Origin of the sequence: Pseudomonas sp. TCU-HL1 (assembly GCF_001708505.1) — a bacterium.
GTDB lineage: Bacteria > Pseudomonadota > Gammaproteobacteria > Pseudomonadales > Pseudomonadaceae > Metapseudomonas.
Genome location: NZ_CP015992.1, coordinates 311,279 through 330,784, shown reverse-complemented (window position 1 = coordinate 330,784; position 19,506 = coordinate 311,279). Strand labels below are relative to the sequence as shown.

Genomic DNA, 19,506 nt, shown 5'->3' with positions numbered 1-19,506 from the left:
GTTAGCCGCACTGTGCGGCCAGATGTTCGACCAGCGCTGCCGCCAGTTCACGCGGCTCGCCGCTGAAGCTGCTGTAGCCGCCTTCGCGCAGGCTGTCCGGCATGCTCGGGCAGGCGCAACTGGCGGCGCTCTGGGTCCAGATCAGTCCACCCTGGCGGCGCAGGTAGGCGGCGGCGGCACTGCCATCGCTACCCATGCCGCTGAAGGCGATGACGCCACATTGGGCGCCGTAATGCTGGGCCAGGTTGAGCATCACCTGATCGATGGAGGGGCTGTAGGGCTCCGGCCAGGGGCGGTCGCAGGCCAACATGCTGCCATCGTCGGAGAAATTCAGTTCGCGGCTGATCGGCACAACCACCACCTCGCCGCAACGCACGGCGTCGCCGGGACGCGCCGGATTCACGTGCCACTGGCTGTGGCGGCCGACCGCCTGGGGCAGCACGCTTTCGAAACTGGGGTCGATGTGCTGGGCGTAGAGAAAACCGATCGGCAGGCCACCCGGCAAGGCATCGAGGAACGCCTTGACTGCCGCCGGCCCGCCCATGGAGGCCGCCAGCAGCCAGACCTGGCGCGCTGGCTCGCCGGCCACCAGCGGGGTGTCGGCCAGGGCCTTGGGCAGCTCCAGGCGTGCCGGACGCTGGGCTTCGGCCAGCAGAGTTTGCAGGCTCGGGCCTACCGCCACCGCCGGATCGCCCACCAGGTTTTTCAGCTTGCCGAACAGCCGCCGCTCCCAGCGTGGGTAGTGCTCGGAATGACGTTCCGGCGCATGGCCCTCGCCAAACAGCACCGGTGCGCTGGCGTGCTCCAGCAGGCTGTCTACCAGGGGCGAATCTTCGGAAAGCGCCAGGTCCACCAGCCAGAGGTCCGCCGCGCAGGCGGCCAGGGCCTCTTCATCGAGACGGGCGGGGTCGCTGTTGAGCACCACCTGGTAGCCATTTCCGGTCAGCGCCTGCTGCAGCACATGGCGCTGCAGCGAGGTATCGGCGAGCACGGCGATGCGTGCAGAAGTCTTCTCTGTCATGTCCGTTTGACCAGATGCTGGATGGTTTCGAGCAGCAGCGATTCCTGATAGGGCTTGCCCAGATAGTCGTTGACGCCGATGGCCATGGCGCGCTCACGGTGTTTCTCGCCGGTACGCGAGGTGATCATGATGATCGGCAGGTCCTTCAGGCGCTCATCGTGGCGCACCAGCGTGGCCACCTCGAAGCCGTCCATGCGCGGCATTTCGATGTCCAGCAGCATGATGTCCGGACGCTGCTCCTGCAGCAGGGCGATAGCGTCCACCCCGTCCTTGGCGGTGAGCACGTTCATGCCGTTGCGCTCCAGCAGGCGGCTGGTGACCTTGCGTACGGTCACCGAGTCGTCCACCACCATCACCAGCGGCGGACGCTCGACGTCCACATCGACCGGCAGCAGGTTGGCGCTGGCCGAACGCAGTTGGGGCAATACCAGGTGCGCATGGCGCGAACGAATGGTCGCCAGCAGGTCGAGAATCACCACCACGCGGCCGTCGCCGAGGATGGTCGCACCGGAGATGCCATGGACCCCGGCGAACTGCGGACCGAGGCTCTTCACCACGATTTCGCGGGAGCCCACCAAGGCGTCCACCTGCACCGCCACGGCGTGCTCGCTGGAACGCACGAGGATCACCGGCAGTGGCAGGCTTTGCCCGACCAGTTTGGGTTGCTGGCCATTGTCCAGCAGGTCGCCCAGGTACTTCAGCTCGTAGTTCTGCCCGGCGTATTCGAAGCGCGGCGCATCCGGCTGGTAGTAGGCTTCCAGCTCGTAGGGCGAAACCCGCACGATACCTTCGATGGTGTTCAGCGGGATGGCGTAGAGGTCTTCGCCGGAGAGCACCATCAACGCGCGGTTGACCGACACTGTGAAAGGCAGGCGGATAAGGAAGCGGCTGCCCTCGCCCGGCGCGGAGTCGATGCTCATGGTGCCGCCGAGTTGTTTCACCTCGGAATGCACCACGTCCATACCGACACCACGGCCGGAAATCTGCGTGACCTTGTCGGCGGTGGAGAAGCCCGGCTCGAGGATGAACTGCAGCACCTCGTGGTCCGACAGATCGGACTCGGAGTCCATCATGCCGCGCTCGATGGCCTTGCGGCGCACCGCGTCGAGCTTGATGCCGGCACCGTCGTCAGCCAGGGTCAGCACGATGTCGCCACCCTCGCGCCCGAGGTTCAGGCGGATGGTGCCGGTGTCCGGCTTGCCGTTGGCACGGCGCGCTTCAGCATGTTCGATACCGTGGTCGACGGCGTTGCGCAGCATGTGTTCCAGCGGCGCCACCATGCGTTCGAGCACGGTGCGGTCCATTTCACCCTCGGCGTTGCCGACGATGAATTCGACTTGCTTGTCGAGTTCACTGGCCACCTGCCGGACGATCCGGCGCAGGCGCGGTACCAGACGGTCGAAGGGCACCATGCGGGTGCGCATCAGGCCTTCCTGCAACTCGGTGTTCACCCGCGCCTGTTGCAGCAGCAGGGTTTCCGCGTCGCGGTTCTTCGCCGCCAGGGTTTCCTTCAGGTCGAGCAAGTCGGACGCAGACTCGAACAAGGCACGCGACAGCTGCTGCAACTGGGAGTGGCGGTCCATTTCCAGCGGGTCGAACTCCTCGTAGCCCGCGCGCTCGGCCTCAGCCTGGTAGCGGCTGAGAATCTGCGCCTGGGTCTCGGTGTCGAGTCGGCGCAACTGGTCGCGCACCCGCTCGATGGTGGCTTCCATCTCGCTCAGGGTGAAGCTGAAGTCGCTGACCTGCTGCTCGACCCGACCACGGAAGATCGAGGTTTCGCCCGCCAGGTTGACCAGACCCTCCAGCAGCTCCGCCGGCACTTTCACCAACTCCTGAGGCGCGCGGCGCGCGGCAGCCTCCTGGGCGGCTTCCCGGGCGCGCAGCACGAAGGGCAGCACACGCTCTTCGCTGAGCGCCTGCGGCTGCACGCTGGCGGCCACGATCGGGCTGTTGAGCTGCGGCATGTCCACCGGGCTCGGCACCGGAGCCGCAGCCGGCAGGTCTTCTACCAGGCTCTGATCGAGCTGCTGGCGCAGTTCCTCCAGTTCGGCCTGAAGGCCTTCGTAGCCGGACTGCACATCGAGGAACAGGCTTTCCGGCCAGGGCGCCCCCTGCTGCTGGGCCTCGATCAGGTGTTGTTCCAGGTCATGGGTAAGATCGCCCAGACGTTTCTGCCCGGCCAGCCGCGCGCCGCCCTTGAGGGTGTGCAGGACACGCAGCAGCTCGTCGAAGTGGCTATTTTCCCCGCGCTCTTCTTCCCAGCGACCAATGGCGGCATCCATGGACTCCAGCAGGTCGTCGGCCTCTTCCAGGAAGATGTCGAGGATATCCGCCTCGGCCACAGCCTCCAGGTTGTCTTCCACGGCCGGCTGCAGGCGCACGCTGCTGGGCATGCTCAGCTGTTCATCGGGGTTGGCGCGCCAGCGCTGGATGGCTTCGATCAGCGCGCAGCCATCGGGCAGCGAACGGCGCGCGCGCACCGCTTCGAGCATTTCGCTCAGGCGATCCTGGCAGGCCTGAAGCAGGCCAAAGAGCGCCGGGCTGGCACGCAGACGGCCGCCACAAAGGCCTTCGTAGAGGAATTCCAGTTCATGGGCGAGGTCGCCGATGGGGCTGATCTCGGCCATGCGCGCACCGCCCTTGAGGGTGTGCAAGTCACGTTGCAGGGCCTCGACTTCGAGGCTGTTGTCCGGGGCTTCGATCCAGCGCTGCAAGGCGGCGCCGGCGCTGTCGAGAATATCGAAACCTTCTTCGAGGAAGATTTCCACCAGCTCCGGATCCTGGTCGCTGTCGAACGCGTGCACTTCTGGCGCAGCCTGGACGACCGACGCTTCGGCGGTGCTGATATCCAGCAACGCGGCCAGCGACGTTTCGGCATTGGGTTCCGTGGCTATGGATTGCGCGGCAACAGGATCCACTGCGATAACCTCGTCCGCCAGCTCGTCGTTGGCGGCGTCGAACGGGGTGTTCAGCTCGATGGCCGCCTCCTGCTCGATCCCTTCGTCTTGGAGCAGTTCGTCATCGAAGGCGTCGAGATCCGGCAACGGCTGCACAACGGCGGCCGAAAGGCTTTGCGCGCCGCCCTGGCGGAAGCCGCGAATGTCCTGGATCAGCTGCAGCGGATCGATCAGAACCCGGCGCGCCTGCAGTTGTTCCAACAGGCCGGCGAGGCAGTCGTGGCTCGTCTCCAACAGCTTGGCCAGGCGTGGCGAATGGCTGTAGCGGCGGTCCACCAAGCCCTCGTAAAGGGACTCGAGTTCATGGGCGAGATCGCCAATAGGGCGAATCTCGGCCATACGGGCCCCACCCTTCAGGGTGTGCAAGTCACGTTGCAAAGCCAGCAGCGCCGGATTGTTGCCCGGCTCGCCGAGCCAGCGCTCCAGCGCCTTGCCGGCGCTATCGAGGATGTCCACCGCTTCTTCGAGGAAGATGGCGACCATTTCCTCATCCAGCTCAGCCGGGACCGCGTCCAGCGGCGCGGCATCCGGTTCCTGTTCAGGATCGAACGCCGCCAGTTCCGCCAACGCGACCTCCCGCAGGGCCAGCGGCTCTTCCTGCAGCTCAGGCAGCGGCGGACGGTCCTCGGCTAGCGCCCAGTCGACGTCGCCGGCATCCAGTTCATCGATGTCCAGGTCGGCGGCGCCGCCGGGCTCCAGCAGCGCCAGGGCGAGGGGGTCGACCACTTCCTGCAGCAGGTTGCGCAGCGCCTGCGCCCGCTCGGGGCAGGGACTGACCTCCATGGCCGCGGCCACCTGATCCATCATGCCGATCAGGGCTTCGTGGGCCGCCTCGGCTTCGCTGAAGAAGCGCTCACTGACCGGCAGGCTGCCTTCGTCCACCGCACCATAGACGTCCAGCAGGGCTTCGCAGAGTTCTTCGATCTGCGGCAGCTCGGCCATCTCGGCGCCACGGCCCAGGGTGCTCAGCTCTTCCAGCAGCGCGCCCAGTTCCTGGCGCTCGGACGGATGCTCGCGCCAGCGGCGCAGCAAGTCCTCGGCATCCAGCAGGATGTCCATGCCCTCGGCGAGGAACAGGGAAATCATCTGCGGGTCGCGCGCTTCGCCCTTGTCGTCACGGCGCGCGGCATGGGCCGCGTCCAGGCGACCCTGGTGCAGTCGGTGGATGCGTTCCAGCAGCGCTTCGGTACCCGGAATGGGCGCCAGCGGCGCGCTGTCCAGTTGGGCCACGCCCTGCTGCAGCAGGCTCATCGCCTCGCGCAGCAACTCAGTCTCGGAGAGATCGATGCTGAGGAGGTTGGTCTTGTACTCCTTGGCCAGCTTCTCCAGCGGCGTGGCGATCTCGGCGATCGGCAGGATGCCGGCCATGTGCGCGCTGCCCTTGAGGGTGTGCAAGGCGCGCTGGAGATCGTCGTTGACCGACTGGGGCAGCTCCTGTTCGCAGGCCCTGATGAAGCTGGCCAGAGTTTCCAGGTGGAGTTCCGCTTCGTTGCGGAATATCTCCAGGAGCTGCGGGTCCAGCGCCTCACCCGACTCGGTGATGACAGGATCGTGCGACTCGCCCACGGGCTCGACGGCCTGCTCTGAACCCGGGGCGTCAGTTTTTGGGAGGTTTTGCCCTTTGGCCAGGGCATGGGCGGTCGCAGCCAGCAGGTCGACGTCGTCGCGCTGGCGCTGGGCCTTGGCAGCGTACTCCTCGACCAGCGCGGGCAGCAGGTCGACCACGTCCTGCACCACGTTCTGCACGGGCGTTCCAGCTTCGATGCTGCGATCCAGTACGCGGTTCAACAGGTTCTCGATCGACCAGCTCAGCTCCCCGATCACCAGGGCACGAACCATGCGACCGCTGCCTTTCAGGGTATGGAAGGCACGGCGCACTTCACCCAGGGCATCACGGTCGTGGCTGTCGGCATACCAGCGCGGCAGGTAGATGGCCAGGGTTTCCAGCACTTCGCCGGCTTCTTCGATGAAGACTTCCTGCAACTCGTCTTCCACGGGTTCTTCGTCGGCGGGCGGCGGCAACAGACTCGGCGGCACCTCACGGGCCGGCGGGTTGAATGCGGGCATCGGCGCGGACATGACTTCGGCCAGGGACATCGGGCGCTCGGCGGCTGCGGCTTCCACCGGCGCCGTTTCCGGGGCGCTGGGCAGTTCCACTTCCGGCAGACCAAGCTCTGCCAGGGCAGCTTCGTCCCACTCCAGCGGCGCCGGCAGGTCTTCGAGGTTCAGTGCGTCCAGCTCGGCCACCGGATCGGCGGCGGGCAGAACTTCCAGTTCGTCCAGGTCCAGGCTCGGCAGCGCTTCGGCGCTCTCCAGCGGCATATCGAGGCCAACCGGATCCCCCGGCAACGCTGGCGGCAGCTCTTCCAGATCGGCCAGGTCGAAGCTCGGCAGCGGCTGGCCATCGCCGAACTCCAGCGGCGCGTCGAGACTGAAGTCCAGCAGCTCGTCATCGCCGGCCACCGGCACGTCGGTCTCGGCCGGCAGGCTGTCCAGTTCGGTCAGGTCCAGGCTCGGCAAGGGCTCGCCTTCGGCAAGTTGCATGACCGGCGCGCTCAGCTCCAACGGTGCGTCGAGGCTGAGGTCGATGCTTTCGGCGGCAGGCTCGGCCTCCAGTTCACCCAGGCTCCAGTTGTCATCGGAGACCAGCAGTTCCCGCTCGATCTCCACTTGCGGCGCGACGGCGGCCAGCTCCAACGGGGCATCGAGGCTGAAATCGATGCTGTCGGACGCGGGCTCGGCTTCCAGCTCGCCCAGGGTCCAGTTGTCATCGGCCACCAGCAACTCGCTTTCGGCGGCCGGCGCAGTTTCGCTCAGGGCCGGGATATCTTCGAAGGACAGCATCTCGGCCTGCGGCAAGGCAGCTTCGGGGGCGTCATCCAGATCCAGGTGCTGGCTCAGTTCCGACTCTTCAGCGGCCAGGACTTCGATTTCCTGCAGGGGATCGGCCAGGGGCGCCAGGGGTTCTTCCTCGTCCTCGCGATCGAGGATGGAGGGTTTTTCCTGCAGCGGATAACCCAGCGCGTCCAGGCTTTCCTCGGCCACGTCGAGGATCAGGTCGCCCTGGGCGGCGTGGTCCTCGGAAAGGCGTTCAAGGTAGTACTCGACGCTGGTGATGGCGTCGGCCAGGGTGTCCAGGCTCTGCCAGTTGGGCACGGCCTTGCGGGCCAGCAGTTGCTCCTGGATATAGCGGTTGCACGCTTCCAGCAGGGCAGCGGCGCGCGGCAGCGGGATCATCGCCAGGCCGCCTCGGGCCTGGGTCAGCAGTTCCGGCACACGGGCCAGGTGTTCGTGGTTCCACTGCGAGGCAATGAACTCGATGATGGCGTCCTTGGCCTGCTCCAGGCCGTTGCGCGCCTCTTTGATCACCAGTTGGTGAATCTGCGCCACATCGGTGGTGGGCAGGTGGCTTTCTTCGGCCGCGCCCTCCGCCGCCGGGCCGACCATGCCGGCCAGGGTGGCTTCCACGTAAAGCAGCGCGCCGGCCACGTCCATCAGCACCGCGTCACTCGGCTCACGCTGGCCGAGGGACAGGCTGTGGATCACGTCAATCTGGTCGAGGATGACCTTGCGCGGCTGGCCGAAACCCAGCACCGCCAGGGTGTCGGCAATCTGCTTGAGCGGCGGCAACAGGGAGTCCAGTTCGGCAACGCCACTGCGGTCGCTGCGCACGAAGAGGTCCAGGCTGTCCTTGACCCGCACCAGCTCTTCGCACAGCGCGGTGACCACGGAACGCATGGCATCGCGGTCGGGGCCGGCCAGACGGGCGCGTTCCTCGTCCACCACGGCGGTGTCCGGCAGGGCTTCATCGAGGCGGTAGCGTTCCTTGAGGGCGCGGATGCGCGGCGACTGCGCCGGGGCCTTGGCGATGTAGAAGAGCAGGTTCTTCACCAGGTCTTCCGGGGCGGCCTGGTTGAACCCGTCAGCGCTCTGATCCAGCAGGCGCTTGAGTTCCTTGTCCACCTGACGCAGTAGGTTGCGCACTGAGGAGCCGTTGACCACGCTGCCGTTGGCCAGGCCTTCCACGAGACCGGAGGCGATCTGCCAGAGCGGACCAAGCGGCGCGTCCTGACAGAGGGATTCGAGGCGAGCGAAGACTCGCGCCATGTAGCCTAGGTTGGTCGCCAGGTCCTGGTTACGGATCACGCCTACCAGGGCGGTCTGCAGCATTTGCCGCAGCTTGCGCAGCAGCACCGGCAGCTCGGCCGTACGCATGCGCGCCAGGCTGTCCATGGACAGCGCCGGCATCACGCTGGACAGGTCCGGCGCGAACAGGCTGGTTTCCGACAGCAGGTTGTCGCCGCGGGCGGCGCGCAGGTCGTTGAGCAGCGGCAGCAGGACCATCGGCAGGTCCCGGCGCGCGCTCTGGATGCGATCCAGGTAGGGCGGCAGCTGCAGGATGGCCTGCATCAGCACTTCCAGGGCCTCGCCCCGGTTGGCCGCCCGGCCTTCCATCAGGGCCTGGGCCAGACGCTCCATTTCCTCGGCGAGCAGAGCCGCGCCGTAGAACTCGACCATCTGCAGCGTGCCCTGGACCTGGTGGATATAGGTCAGGCAGAAACGCATGCGCGTCGGGTCCTGCGGGTTTTCGACAAAGGCCTCGAGAGCCTGCCGTGCCTGCTTCAGGGTTTCCGCGATCTCGCCCTTGACCCACTCGAGGGCGACGTAGTCGTGCCGATCAGTCATAGCCGTCTGCTATCCCTTCCGGGTGAATGCCAGAATCTGTTCATTGGGCACCGGTTCGAGGTCCGGATGCTGCCAACCCACTACTTCGCCCACACCCAGCACCATCAGGCCTCCTGGCGCCAGGCGCTCGGCCAGGCGATTGAGGATGTCCCGGCGGCGCCAGCGGCGGAAGTAGATCAACAGGTTCTGACAGAAAATTACGTCCATGCCGGACATTGGCGCCTTCGCCAGTTCCAGCACATTGAGCCGGGCACAGCACACGCGTGCGGCCAGGCTCGGCACTACCTTGTAACGGCCATCGTCCTGGGCCTGGAAATAGCGTTTGGCGAGTCGCGCCTCCAGCTGTTCCAGGCGCCGGGCGCCATACAGGCCCTCACGGGCCTTGGCCAGGGCGTTGAGGCTGATATCGGTACCGGTCACGCCGAAGCAATCCGGCTGCCAGGTATCGGCAAGCGCCTCGGCCGCCACCATGGCCAGGGAATAAGGTTCTTCACCGCTGGAGCAGCCCACGCTCCAGATTTCCAGGGGACGTTCCAGGCCTGCTTCGACGCGCCCGCGCAAGTAGTGGGCAAGGTGCTCGAAGGAAGGCCCATGACGAAAGAATCGGGTCTCCTGCACCGTCAGGCGGTCCAGCAGGGTCGACCATTCCACCGCGCCCCGCGGGCCGTCGGTGACCTGGCGGTAGTAGCTGGCGTAGTCCTGCACGTCCAATTCGCGCATGCGCGCACTGAGATTGGCCTGCAGGAAGGAGCGGCGCTGCTCGTTGACCACCACGCCGGTGCGTTCCTCGAGCAGCTTCTGCCAATCGTGGAATTCCGCTGTCGTCATGTCGGCCAGGGGTTTCAAGGCCCAGACGCCGCCTGGCTGCATGCTGTCGTGCCCTTGATTCATGGCCATCGTGCCGCAGCCTCAGGCCGCGGCGCCTCCCCTGGTCAGGCTATTTCCTCGGTTTCCGGCAGCTTGAAGCCGGAAACCGACTTGCGCATCTCGCTTGCCATCTTCGCCAGGTTACCGATGCTCTTCGCAGTGGCGGTGGTACCCGCCGAGGTCTGCGACGTGATCTCCTGGATCACGTTCATGGTGTTGGAGATATGGCCAGCCGAGGACGCTTGCTGACGAGCGGCGTTGGAGATGTTCTGGATGAGTGCCGCGAGCGTCTTGGATACCTTCTCGATCTCTTCCAGGGCCACACCGGCGTCCTGGGCCAAGCGGGCACCGCGGACCACTTCGGAAGTGGTCTGCTCCATGGAGATAACCGCTTCGTTGGTGTCGGTCTGAATGGTCTTCACCAGGGCCTCGATCTGCTTGGTCGCGGCGGAGGAACGTTCTGCGAGGCGCTGTACCTCGTCCGCTACCACGGCGAAGCCGCGGCCCGCGTCACCGGCCATGGAGGCCTGGATCGCAGCGTTAAGGGCGAGGATGTTGGTCTGGTCGGCAATGTCGTTGATCAGGCTCACGATGTCACCGATCTCCTGGGACGATTCACCGAGGCGCTTGATTCGCTTCGAGGTGTCCTGGATCTGCTCACGGATGTTGTCCATGCCGGTGATGGTGTTGTGCACCACTTCGTTGCCCTTGTTGGCGATGGCTACGGAACGTTCCGCTACCGCAGAGGACTCGGAGGCGTTCGCCGATACCTGGTCAATGGACACGGCCATTTCGTTGATCGCGGCGGAGGCGCCGGCGATTTCCTGGGCCTGGTGCTCGGAAGCCTCGGCCAGGTGCATGGCGGTGGCCTGGGTTTCCTGGGCGGCGGCGGCCACCTGCACGGCGGTCAGGTTGATGGTTTCCACCAGCTCGCGGAGCTGGTCGATGGAGTAGTTGATGGAGTCCGCGATCGCACCGGTGAAGTCCTCGGTTACGGTCGCGGCTACCGTCAGGTCACCGTCGGCGAGGTCGGCGATTTCGTCGAGCAGACGCAGAATCGCAGCCTGGTTACGTTCGTTCTTCGCAGCGGTTTCGGCCAGGCGGTTGCGGGTGCTCTGCACCATCACCAGGCCGATCAGGATGATCGAGCCGAGGGCCAGGGCGCCCAGCACGTAGCCGGCCAGGGTGTTCAGGCCACGGCCGGAGGCCAGGTTCTCGAAGCCGCTGGTCAGCCCGGAAGCCTTGTCCAGCAAGGTCTGGGAACCGGTGAAGATAGTGTTGGCGGACTCACGGACCTGGAAGAGTTCAGGCGAGGTTTCGAGAATCTCGTCCACCGAGCCGGACACGAATTCGAAGAGTTCGGAAATCTCCTGCAGGCGCTCCAGCGCCTCGGTGTTGGTGACCTTGGAAATCTCCATCGCCGCGTTGCCTTCGAGCATCGCGTTCAGTACGCGGCCGAACAGGCTGGCGTCGCGGCCGAACATGTCGGCGGCCTGCACGGAGTCTTCGTCACCGGCCAGCACCTTGTTCACCGAGCCAAGGATACGTTCGGCCAGCAGCGACTGGCGCTGGGCCACGGAAACCTGGCTGGCGGGCGCGCCGCTTTCGAGGAGGATGTCGACCACTTCCTCGTACTCGACCTGCAGCTGCGGAATAGTTTCGGCCAGGGTAGCGGCTACCTGGTGCAGGGAAAGTACGGTCTGTTCGCTGGCCAGGATGGCGTCGGCGTTCTTGCGCAGGCTGTCCCAGTCTTTCTGCACGGCATCCATCTCGCCCTTCACGGCGACCGGTGCGGCAGGCAGGCCGGTGGCGGCGTCGCCCTTGACCAGGTGGTTCCAGCGCGTCTCGAAGTCGTTACGCGCGTCCTTCAGCAGGGCGAAGGCTTCGGCCTTGCCCGCTGCGGATTCACTGGAGTTCTTGGCAATACGCTGGGACAGCACGCGCAGCTCACCTGCGTGGCTGATGTATTCCTTGTCGTAGTTAGCCTGGGTGTTGAGGTACGCGAAGTTCGCGAACAGCAGCACGATGGCGATGATCAGGACCACGAAGAGTCCGGCGATCAACGACGTACTGCGCACCCCGGAAAACAGATTGCCTGCGTTCAGTCTTTTCATTATCGGGCCCCCGCCTGGACCAACCACTGTATTCCCATGTAACGCCAAAGGGCCGGCAGAGCCGGCCCAACCTTGAAGCCTCGGCCCCGGGAACGCTGTCCCGGTGACCAGCGCGAAGCGTCAGGCGCTTCGCGTCGAATCTAGACAGCCACCTCGAGAAACGCCTGGTGCTGGGCCAGCGCGTGCGGGCTGAACACCAGCCAGGGCTGCTCGCGATGGAAAACACCGTGGATGAAGGGCTGGATGCTGGCTTCCAGCGGAGGCAACGCCTCGCTGAAGGCATCGACCAGAAAATGCTGCATGCCGAAGACTTCGTCGACGATCAGGCCGGCAAAGATCTCCTGGTAGTCCACCACCAGGACACGGCGTTGCTTGCGCAGCGGCGACAGTTCGCTGCCGAAGAAGCCGCACAAGTCCATGACGGGCAACAGGCGCCCACGCACGTTGGACACCCCCTTGACCCAGGTTTTCACACCCGGCAACGAGGTGTGCCGCGGCTCGTGCAGCACTTCGCTGACCTCGCCCATGGGCGCCACGAACAAGCGCTCGCCCATGCGGAAACCGATGCCGCTCCAGCTCTGCACCACCTGCTTTTGCGCAGGCAGACCCGCCGCCAGCGCGCGACAGCGCTGGTCGATTTCGAATAGGAGCTGGAAGGGAGTCTGCGAATCCGACATGGCGACCGGCCTTGGCCTGTTTCTAATAATTATGCGTCCGGCAACCGGCGTGGCATTCAGCCGGCCAGTACCGCATTCAGGGTCTTGATCAGGGTGTCTTCTTCGATCGGTTTGGTCAGGTAGTCCTTGGCGCCTTGGCGCTTGCCCCAGACCTTGTCGGTTTCCTGGTCCTTGGTGGTGACGATGATCACCGGAATGTGGCTGGTGTCGGCGTCCTTGGTCAGTTGACGGGTCGCCTGGAAACCATTGAGGCCGGGCATCACGATATCCATCAGGACGGCGTCCGGCTTCTCCTGGCGCGCCAGGGCCACCCCATCGGCGCCATTCTCGGCCTTGAGTACCTGGTGACCGTGCTTCTCGAGCATGGCAGTCAGCTTGTACATCTCGGTCGGCGAGTCATCAACAATCAGAATACGAGCCATAGTGTTCCCCATACGGAAAGGCTTCACCGGCCATCAGGCCGGACTTCAGGAGGCTTGCTCCACCGGGGTGAAATCGGGGACGTGAGTCTTGATCGCGCCGAGCAGCTCTTCCTTGCTGAAAGGCTTGGTGAGGTACTGATCGGAACCGACGATGCGACCCTTGGCCTTGTCGAACAGGCCGTCCTTGGAGGACAGCATGATCACCGGGGTGGATTTGAAAGCACTGTTGTTCTTGATCAGGGCGCAGGTCTGATACCCGTCCAGGCGCGGCATCATGATGTCGACGAAGATGATGTTCGGGTGGGAATCGGCAATCTTGGCCAGGGCATCGAAACCGTCGACTGCGGTGATGACCTCGCACCCCACCTTCTTGAGCAGAGTCTCGGCCGTGCGACGAATCGTTTTCGAGTCGTCGATCACCATGACTTTCAAACCCTCGGAATGCTGTTCCATGTTCGCCCTATCATCGCCTCGGTGAGTCGTTATTCTGCTTTATATATGTGCCTGAGGCCCTGCAACCGACGGGCTGCGACCCAATCGTCGGGCCTTTTTAGCACAGTCTCCAGACGCAAGCTACACGGCCTCCGCATCTGCGATTCTCCCCAATCTCGGGAAGGTTTTTTCCTTGACCACAATCAATGCCGGCGCCACCCTGAGCGCCTTATCCAACCGGCCCGCCGCGTTCCGCGAGCCCCTTGAAACCTGTTGCGGAGACCCCCCATGAGCGTTCGCCTCGGAATCGTCATGGACCCCATTGCGCAAATCTCCTTCAAGAAGGACAGCTCCCTGGCCATGCTGCTGGCCGCCCAGGAGCGCGGCTGGTCACTGTTCTATATGGAGCAGCAGGACCTATACCAGAAAAACGGTGAAGCTCGCGCGCGCATGCGCCCACTGAAGGTATTCCTCGACCCCGGGCACTGGTTCGAGCTGGAAGCCGAAGCCGACACCCCGCTGGCGGAACTGGACGTGATCCTGATGCGCAAGGACCCGCCCTTCGACAACGAGTTCGTCTACTCCACCTACCTGCTGGAACAAGCCGAACGTGCCGGCGTGCTGGTGGTCAATCGCCCGCAGAGCCTTCGCGACTGCAACGAGAAGTTCTTCGCCACCCTGTTCCCCCAGTGCACACCGCCGACCGTAGTCAGCCGACGAGCGGACATTCTGCGCGAGTTTGCCGAAGAACAGCGTGACATCATTCTCAAACCCCTTGATGGCATGGGCGGTTCCTCGATCTTCCGCCACCGCGCCGGCGACCCGAACCTCTCGGTGATCCTCGAGACCCTGACTGCCCACGGCAACCAGCAGATCATGGCGCAGGGCTACCTGCCGGCGATCAAGGACGGCGACAAGCGCATCCTGATGATCGATGGTGAACCGGTGCCCTATTGCCTGGCTCGCATTCCCGCGGCAGGCGAGACACGTGGCAACCTCGCCGCTGGCGGTCGGGGCGAGGCTCGCCCGCTGAGCGAACGCGACCGCGAGATCGCCGCCATCGTCGGACCGACCCTGCGGGAAAAAGGCCTGCTGTTCGTCGGCCTGGACGTGATCGGCGAGCACCTCACCGAAATCAACGTCACCAGCCCCACCTGCATCCGCGAGATCGATAACGCCTATGGCACGCGCATCGGCGAGCGCCTGATGGATGCGATCGCCATCAAGCTCGAGGCGCGGAGTGCTTCATAGACTTTTATGCGGGCGCTCGGCAGACTGCGCCGCTATCTGAAGCAAGCTGACTGTCGATGAACGCAGCCGTGAATACCTCCACCCTACCGTCCGCCGACGTACGCCCGGCGGATCGGCTGGGCTTTACCCTGTTCGTCGCCGCCGTGCTGCATGTCGCCCTGATCCTCGGAGTCGGCTTCACCGTCGCCGACCCTCAGCAGATCAGCAAGACACTGGAAATCACCCTGGCCACCTTCAAGAGCGAGGAAAAGCCGAAGAAGGCCGACTTCCTGGCCCAGGCCAACCAGCAGGGCAGCGGCACGCTGGAGCACAAGGCGACGCCCAAGACCACTGAGCAGGCGCCGTTCCAGGACAAGGAAATCCGCAAGACCACGCCGCCCACCGCGCCGCCCCAGGCGCCGAAGAAGGAGGCACCCAAGGCCGCGGTGGCAACCAAGAGCCCGCAACCCCAGAAAACCACGATCAAGCGCGAGCAGACCAAGCCGCAGCCCGAGAGTAAGCCGGCGCTGACCTTCGACAGTTCGCAGCTGTCCGCCGAGATCGCCAGCCTGGAAGCCGAACTGGACAAGGAGCGCCAGCTCTACGCCAAGCGTCCGCGCATCCATCGCCTCAACGCGGCCTCGACCATGCGCGACAAGGGCGCCTGGTACAAGGAAGAGTGGCGCAAGAAGATCGAACGCGTCGGCAACCTCAACTACCCGGATGAAGCCCGCCGCCAGCGCATCTACGGCAACCTGCGACTGCTGGTATCGATCAACCGGGATGGCACCCTGTATGAAGTGCAGGTACTGGAGTCCTCCGGCCAGCCGGTGCTGGACCAGGGCGCCATGCGTATCGTCCGGCTCGCCGCCCCCTTCGCCCCCTTCACCGGCGACCTGGCGGACATCGACCGCCTGGAAATCATTCGCACCTGGCGTTTCGAGCGCGGCGACCGCCTGTCGAGCAACTGAAAGCGGCGAGCCGGGATAGGCTCTAGGCTTTCAACAAGGCCCCCGCGACGCGCGTGATCACGCCGCAGCCTTGCCGCTTGAAGCCTGCCGTCTTAAGCCTGAAACTAGCTGACATGAAAAGCGCACCCAGCTACCTCAAGCACCACTTCCTGATCGCCATGCCGCACATGGCCGATCCGAACTTCGCCCAGACCCTCACCTATCTGGTGGAGCACAACGAGCAGGGCGCCATGGGCCTGGTGATCAACCGCCCCAACGGCCTCAGCCTGAGCGACGTGCTGGAGCAGCTGCGTCCGGAAATCACCCCGCCGGCGCGCTGCCAGGGCCTGCCCATCTACGCCGGCGGCCCGGTACAGACTGATCGCGGTTTCGTCCTGCACCCCACCGGCCACAGCTTCCAGGCCACCCTGGAACTCGGCGAACTGGCCCTCTCCACCTCCCAGGACGCGCTCTTTGCCATCGCCGATGGCGGCGGCCCGCAGAGAAGCCTGGTCGCCCTCGGCTACGCGGGCTGGGACGCCGGCCAGCTGGAGGCCGAACTGAGCGACAACGCCTGGCTGACCTGCCCGGCGGACCTGTCCATTCTCTTCGACACCCCGTCCGAACAGCGCCTCGCCGCCGCTGCCGCGCGCCTGGGCGTGAACCTCAGCTTGCTCACCGCCCAGGCCGGGCACGCCTGATGGCTGAGCCCAAGCCCCTGCGCCTGCTGCTCGGCTTCGATTACGGCACCCGACAGATCGGCGTCGCCGTCGGCCAGGCCGTAACCGGCCAGGCCCGCGAGCTGAAAGTCCTGAAGGCCCAGAACGGCGTGCCGGACTGGCAGCAGGTCGAAGCCCTGATCCGCGAATGGCAGCCCGATGCCATCGTCGTCGGTCTGCCATTGAACATGGACGGCACCCCCAGCGAGATGAGCGCCCGCGCGGAAAAATTCGCCCGGCGCCTGAACGGCCGCTTCAATCTCCCGGTATTCACCCACGACGAGCGCCTGACCACCTTCGAGGCCAAAGGCCAGCGACTGGCCCAGGGGCAGCGCGACGGCTACCGCGAGCGCCCGGTGGACGCCCTGGCCGCCGCCCTGCTGCTGGAAGGCTGGCTGGCCGAAAACTCCGCAACTTCCTGATTCCAGAACGCGAGGACCGCCGATGACCCTGCCCAACCCCGCCGAGCTGCTGCCGAGGATGGCCAGCGACCTGAAAGCCCACCTGAAGTCCCGCAACATCGCCGAACCACGCTACATCGGTATCCGCACGGGCGGCGTGTGGGTCGCCCAGGCGCTGCTGGAACAGCTGGGCGAGTCCGGCCCGATGGGCACCCTGGACGTGTCGTTCTATCGCGATGACTTCACCCAGAGCGGCCTGCACCCGCAGGTGCGCCCCTCCGCGCTACCGTTCGAAGTCGAAGGCCAGCACTTGGTGCTGATCGATGACGTGCTCATGAGCGGCCGTACCGTACGTGCCGCCCTCAATGAGCTCTTCGACTACGGCCGCCCGGCCAGCGTGACGCTGGTCTGCCTGCTCGACCTCAATGCCCGCGAGCTGCCGGTCCGCCCCGACGTGGTCGGTGCAACCCTGTCCCTGGGCGCCACGGAACGGGTAAAATTGCTCGGCCCCACGCCGCTCACCCTCAAGCGTCAGGACCTCGCTTCACACGCCTGACCCTTCCGAATTCTCGTAACCTTTCAGGGCCTGCCCCATGCCGACAGACGCCAAGCGCCCGCTGCAGCTCAACGACCAGGGCCAGCTGCGCCACTTCCTCTCGCTCGACGGTCTGCCCCGCGAGCTGCTGACGGAAATCCTCGACACCGCCGACTCCTTCCTCGAAGTCGGCGCCCGCGCGGTGAAGAAAGTCCCGCTGTTGCGTGGCAAGACGGTGTGCAACGTGTTCTTCGAGAACTCCACCCGCACCCGCACAACCTTCGAGCTGGCAGCCCAACGCCTGTCCGCCGACGTCATCACGCTCAACGTCTCCACCTCCTCCACCAGCAAAGGCGAAACGCTGTTCGACACCCTGCGCAACCTGGAGGCCATGGCGGCCGACATGTTCGTGGTGCGCCACGCCGACTCCGGCGCCGCCCACTTCATCGCCGAGCACGTGTGCCCGGACGTGGCCATCATCAACGGCGGTGACGGCCGCCACGCGCACCCGACCCAGGGCATGCTCGATATGCTCACCATCCGTCGCCACAAGGGCAGCTTCGAGAACCTCTCGGTGGCCATAGTCGGTGACATCCTGCACTCGCGCGTAGCCCGCTCGAACATGCTCGCCCTGCGCACCCTCGGCTGCCCGGACATTCGCGTGATCGGGCCGAAAACCCTGATCCCGGTGGGCGTGGAGCAGTATGGCGTGAAGGTCTATACCGACCTCGCCGCAGGCCTGAAGGATGTGGACGTGGTCATCATGCTGCGCCTGCAACGCGAGCGCATGCAGGGCGGCCTGCTGCCCAGTGAGGGCGAGTTCTACAAGCTCTACGGCCTCAGCACCCAGCGCCTGGCACTGGCAAAGCCGGACGCCATCGTCATGCACCCCGGCCCGATCAACCGCGGCGTCGAAATCGAGTCCGCCGTGGCCGACGGCGCCCAATCGGTGATCCTCAACCAGGTCACCTACGGCATCGCCGTGCGGATGGCGGTGCTCTCCATGGCCATGAGCGGACAGGCCGCGCAACGCCAACTCAACCAGGACGCCGAGGAGCTGAACTGATGCGTACCCACATCCTCGGCGCCCGCCTGATCGACCCGGCCAGCGGCCACGACCAGGTCACCGACCTCTTCCTCGAAGGCGGCAAGGTCGCCGCCCTCGGCCAAGCGCCGGCCGGCTTCCAGGCGGACAAGACCCTCGATGCCGCGGGCCTGGTGGCCGCCCCTGGCCTGGTGGACCTCTCCGTTGCCCTGCGCGAGCCGGGCTACAGCCGCAAAGGTAGCATCGCCAGCGAAACCCTGGCCGCCGTGAGCGGTGGCGTCACCAGCCTCTGCTGCCCGCCCCTGACCCGGCCGGTGCTGGATACCCCGGCCGTGGCCGAGCTGATCCTTGACCGCGCCCAGGAAGCCGGTAACGCCAAGGTTTTCCCCATCGGCGCACTGACCAAGGGCCTGGCTGGCGAACAGCTGTCCGAACTGGTGGCCCTGCGCGACGTCGGCTGCGTGGCCTTCGGCAACGGCCTGGCCACCTTCGCCAGCAACCGTGTCCAGCGCCGCGCCCTGGAATACGCCGCTACCTTCGACCTCACTGTGGTCTTCCACTCCCTGGACGCCTCCCTGGCCGAGGGCGGCCTCGCCCATGAAGGCCCGACCGCCAGCTTCCTGGGCCTGGCCGGGATTCCGGAAACCGCCGAGACCGTGGCCTTGGCCCGCGACCTGCTGTTGGTGGAGCAAAGCGGCGTGCGCGCGCACTTCAGCCAGATCACCAGCGCCCGTGGTGCCGAGATGATCGCCCAGGCCCAGGCCCGTGGCCTGCCGGTGACCGCCGATGTGGCCATGTACCAGCTGATCCTTACCGACGAAGCGCTGATCGATTTTTCCAGCCTCTACCACGTGCAGCCGCCGCTGCGCGCCCGTGCCGACCGCGACGGCCTGCGCGAAGCGGTGAAGAGCGGCGTGATCTCGGCCATTGCCAGCCACCACCAGCCGCATGAGCCGGATGCCAAGCTCGCGCCATTCGGCGCCACCGAGCCGGGCATCAGCAGTGTGGAACTGCTGCTGCCGCTGGCCATGACGCTGGTGCAGGACGGCCTGCTCGATCTGCCGACGCTGCTCGCCCGCCTGACCGCCGGCCCGGCCCGCGCCCTGCGCTTGCCTGCCGGCCGCCTGGCCGTGGGCGCTCCGGCAGACCTGGTGTTGTTCGACCCGCAAGCCTCCACGCTGGCGGGCGAGACCTGGAAATCCAAGGGCGACAACTGCCCCTTCATCGGCCACTGCCTGCCGGGCCAGGTGCGCTACACCCTGGTGGACGGCCGAATCATCTTCCAGAGTTGATGCACACGACATGAAAACGCCCGCCGATTGGCGGGCGTTTTCATTCCGGGTGCTGCTCAGGGTAACGCTGAACGAAAGACGACTCAGCAGGGCGCGATGCAATTACGCCACTGCTTGGCCTGGTAAAGGCCATCGTCCAGACGTTTCAGCAATGACTC

Annotated in this window: 14 protein-coding genes; 7 read left to right on the top strand and 7 right to left on the bottom strand. The window is 65.5% G+C overall.

The annotated features are described in order from the left end of the window. Position 1: 1 nt before the first annotated feature. From THL1_RS01550 to pilG, 7 genes are all read right to left on the bottom strand, one after another. Positions 2-1,021 carry a chemotaxis protein CheB gene (locus THL1_RS01550; protein WP_069081633.1) on the bottom strand — a complete coding sequence of 340 codons (1,020 nt, stop codon included), beginning with the start codon at positions 1,019-1,021 and terminating at the stop codon, positions 2-4. Continuing rightward, the gene (locus THL1_RS01545) at positions 1,018-8,664 is read right to left on the bottom strand and encodes an Hpt domain-containing protein (protein WP_069081632.1); all 7,647 of its coding nucleotides are present in this window, start codon (positions 8,662-8,664) and stop codon (positions 1,018-1,020) included. The genes THL1_RS01550 and THL1_RS01545 overlap by 4 nt, the downstream gene beginning before the upstream one ends. A 9-nt stretch (positions 8,665-8,673) precedes the next feature. Continuing rightward, entirely contained in the window at positions 8,674-9,534 is an 861-nt protein-coding gene (locus THL1_RS01540) for a protein-glutamate O-methyltransferase (RefSeq protein WP_069086377.1), read from the bottom strand. A gap of 62 nt (positions 9,535-9,596) precedes the next feature. Beyond that, positions 9,597-11,645, bottom strand: a complete 2,049-nt coding sequence (locus THL1_RS01535; RefSeq protein WP_069081631.1) for a methyl-accepting chemotaxis protein — start codon at positions 11,643-11,645, stop codon at positions 9,597-9,599. Between the two features lie 140 nt (positions 11,646-11,785). After that, positions 11,786-12,322, bottom strand: coding sequence for a chemotaxis protein CheW (locus tag THL1_RS01530; protein WP_069081630.1), 537 nt, complete (start codon positions 12,320-12,322; stop codon positions 11,786-11,788). 56 nt (positions 12,323-12,378) lie between these two features. Then, entirely contained in the window at positions 12,379-12,744 is a 366-nt protein-coding gene (gene pilH, locus THL1_RS01525; protein WP_069081629.1) for a twitching motility response regulator PilH, read from the bottom strand. A 45-nt stretch (positions 12,745-12,789) separates the two neighbouring features. Beyond that, positions 12,790-13,197, bottom strand: a complete 408-nt coding sequence (gene pilG / locus THL1_RS01520) for a twitching motility response regulator PilG (RefSeq protein WP_003455569.1) — start codon at positions 13,195-13,197, stop codon at positions 12,790-12,792. A gap of 267 nt (positions 13,198-13,464) precedes the next feature. Between pilG and gshB the strand changes: the two genes are divergently transcribed. The 7 genes from gshB (at position 13,465) to THL1_RS01485 (ending at position 19,348) form a co-directional block, all read left to right on the top strand. Next, positions 13,465-14,427, top strand: coding sequence for a glutathione synthase (gene gshB / locus THL1_RS01515; protein ID WP_069081628.1), 963 nt, complete (start codon positions 13,465-13,467; stop codon positions 14,425-14,427). 56 nt (positions 14,428-14,483) lie between these two features. Next, entirely contained in the window at positions 14,484-15,377 is an 894-nt protein-coding gene (locus THL1_RS01510) for an energy transducer TonB (RefSeq protein ID WP_069081627.1), read from the top strand. A gap of 113 nt (positions 15,378-15,490) precedes the next feature. Beyond that, positions 15,491-16,057, top strand: coding sequence for a YqgE/AlgH family protein (locus THL1_RS01505; RefSeq protein WP_069081626.1), 567 nt, complete (start codon positions 15,491-15,493; stop codon positions 16,055-16,057). After that, positions 16,057-16,497, top strand: coding sequence for a Holliday junction resolvase RuvX (gene ruvX / locus THL1_RS01500; protein ID WP_069081625.1), 441 nt, complete (start codon positions 16,057-16,059; stop codon positions 16,495-16,497). Before THL1_RS01505 ends, ruvX begins: the two co-directional genes overlap by 1 nt. 22 nt (positions 16,498-16,519) lie before the next feature. Beyond that, positions 16,520-17,032, top strand: a complete 513-nt coding sequence (pyrR, locus tag THL1_RS01495; protein WP_069081624.1) for a bifunctional pyr operon transcriptional regulator/uracil phosphoribosyltransferase PyrR — start codon at positions 16,520-16,522, stop codon at positions 17,030-17,032. 37 nt (positions 17,033-17,069) lie between these two features. Then, a complete protein-coding gene (locus tag THL1_RS01490) occupies positions 17,070-18,077 on the top strand; it encodes an aspartate carbamoyltransferase catalytic subunit (protein WP_069081623.1) in 1,008 nt (335 codons plus the stop codon). After that, a complete protein-coding gene (locus THL1_RS01485; protein WP_069081622.1) occupies positions 18,077-19,348 on the top strand; it encodes a dihydroorotase in 1,272 nt (423 codons plus the stop codon). Before THL1_RS01490 ends, THL1_RS01485 begins: the two co-directional genes overlap by 1 nt. Positions 19,349-19,506: the final 158 nt, after the last annotated feature.

Coding starts and splice junctions, on each gene's coding strand:
- THL1_RS01550 (WP_069081633.1), bottom strand. CDS start 1,021: ATGACAGAGAAGACTTCTGCACGCATCGCCGTGCTCGCCGATACCTCG.
- THL1_RS01545 (WP_069081632.1), bottom strand. CDS start 8,664: ATGACTGATCGGCACGACTACGTCGCCCTCGAGTGGGTCAAGGGCGAG.
- THL1_RS01540 (WP_069086377.1), bottom strand. CDS start 9,534: ATGCAGCCAGGCGGCGTCTGGGCCTTGAAACCCCTGGCCGACATGACG.
- THL1_RS01535 (WP_069081631.1), bottom strand. CDS start 11,645: ATGAAAAGACTGAACGCAGGCAATCTGTTTTCCGGGGTGCGCAGTACG.
- THL1_RS01530 (WP_069081630.1), bottom strand. CDS start 12,322: ATGTCGGATTCGCAGACTCCCTTCCAGCTCCTATTCGAAATCGACCAG.
- pilH (WP_069081629.1), bottom strand. CDS start 12,744: ATGGCTCGTATTCTGATTGTTGATGACTCGCCGACCGAGATGTACAAG.
- pilG (WP_003455569.1), bottom strand. CDS start 13,197: ATGGAACAGCATTCCGAGGGTTTGAAAGTCATGGTGATCGACGACTCG.
- gshB (WP_069081628.1), top strand. CDS start 13,465: ATGAGCGTTCGCCTCGGAATCGTCATGGACCCCATTGCGCAAATCTCC.
- THL1_RS01510 (WP_069081627.1), top strand. CDS start 14,484: ATGAACGCAGCCGTGAATACCTCCACCCTACCGTCCGCCGACGTACGC.
- THL1_RS01505 (WP_069081626.1), top strand. CDS start 15,491: ATGAAAAGCGCACCCAGCTACCTCAAGCACCACTTCCTGATCGCCATG.
- ruvX (WP_069081625.1), top strand. CDS start 16,057: ATGGCTGAGCCCAAGCCCCTGCGCCTGCTGCTCGGCTTCGATTACGGC.
- pyrR (WP_069081624.1), top strand. CDS start 16,520: ATGACCCTGCCCAACCCCGCCGAGCTGCTGCCGAGGATGGCCAGCGAC.
- THL1_RS01490 (WP_069081623.1), top strand. CDS start 17,070: ATGCCGACAGACGCCAAGCGCCCGCTGCAGCTCAACGACCAGGGCCAG.
- THL1_RS01485 (WP_069081622.1), top strand. CDS start 18,077: ATGCGTACCCACATCCTCGGCGCCCGCCTGATCGACCCGGCCAGCGGC.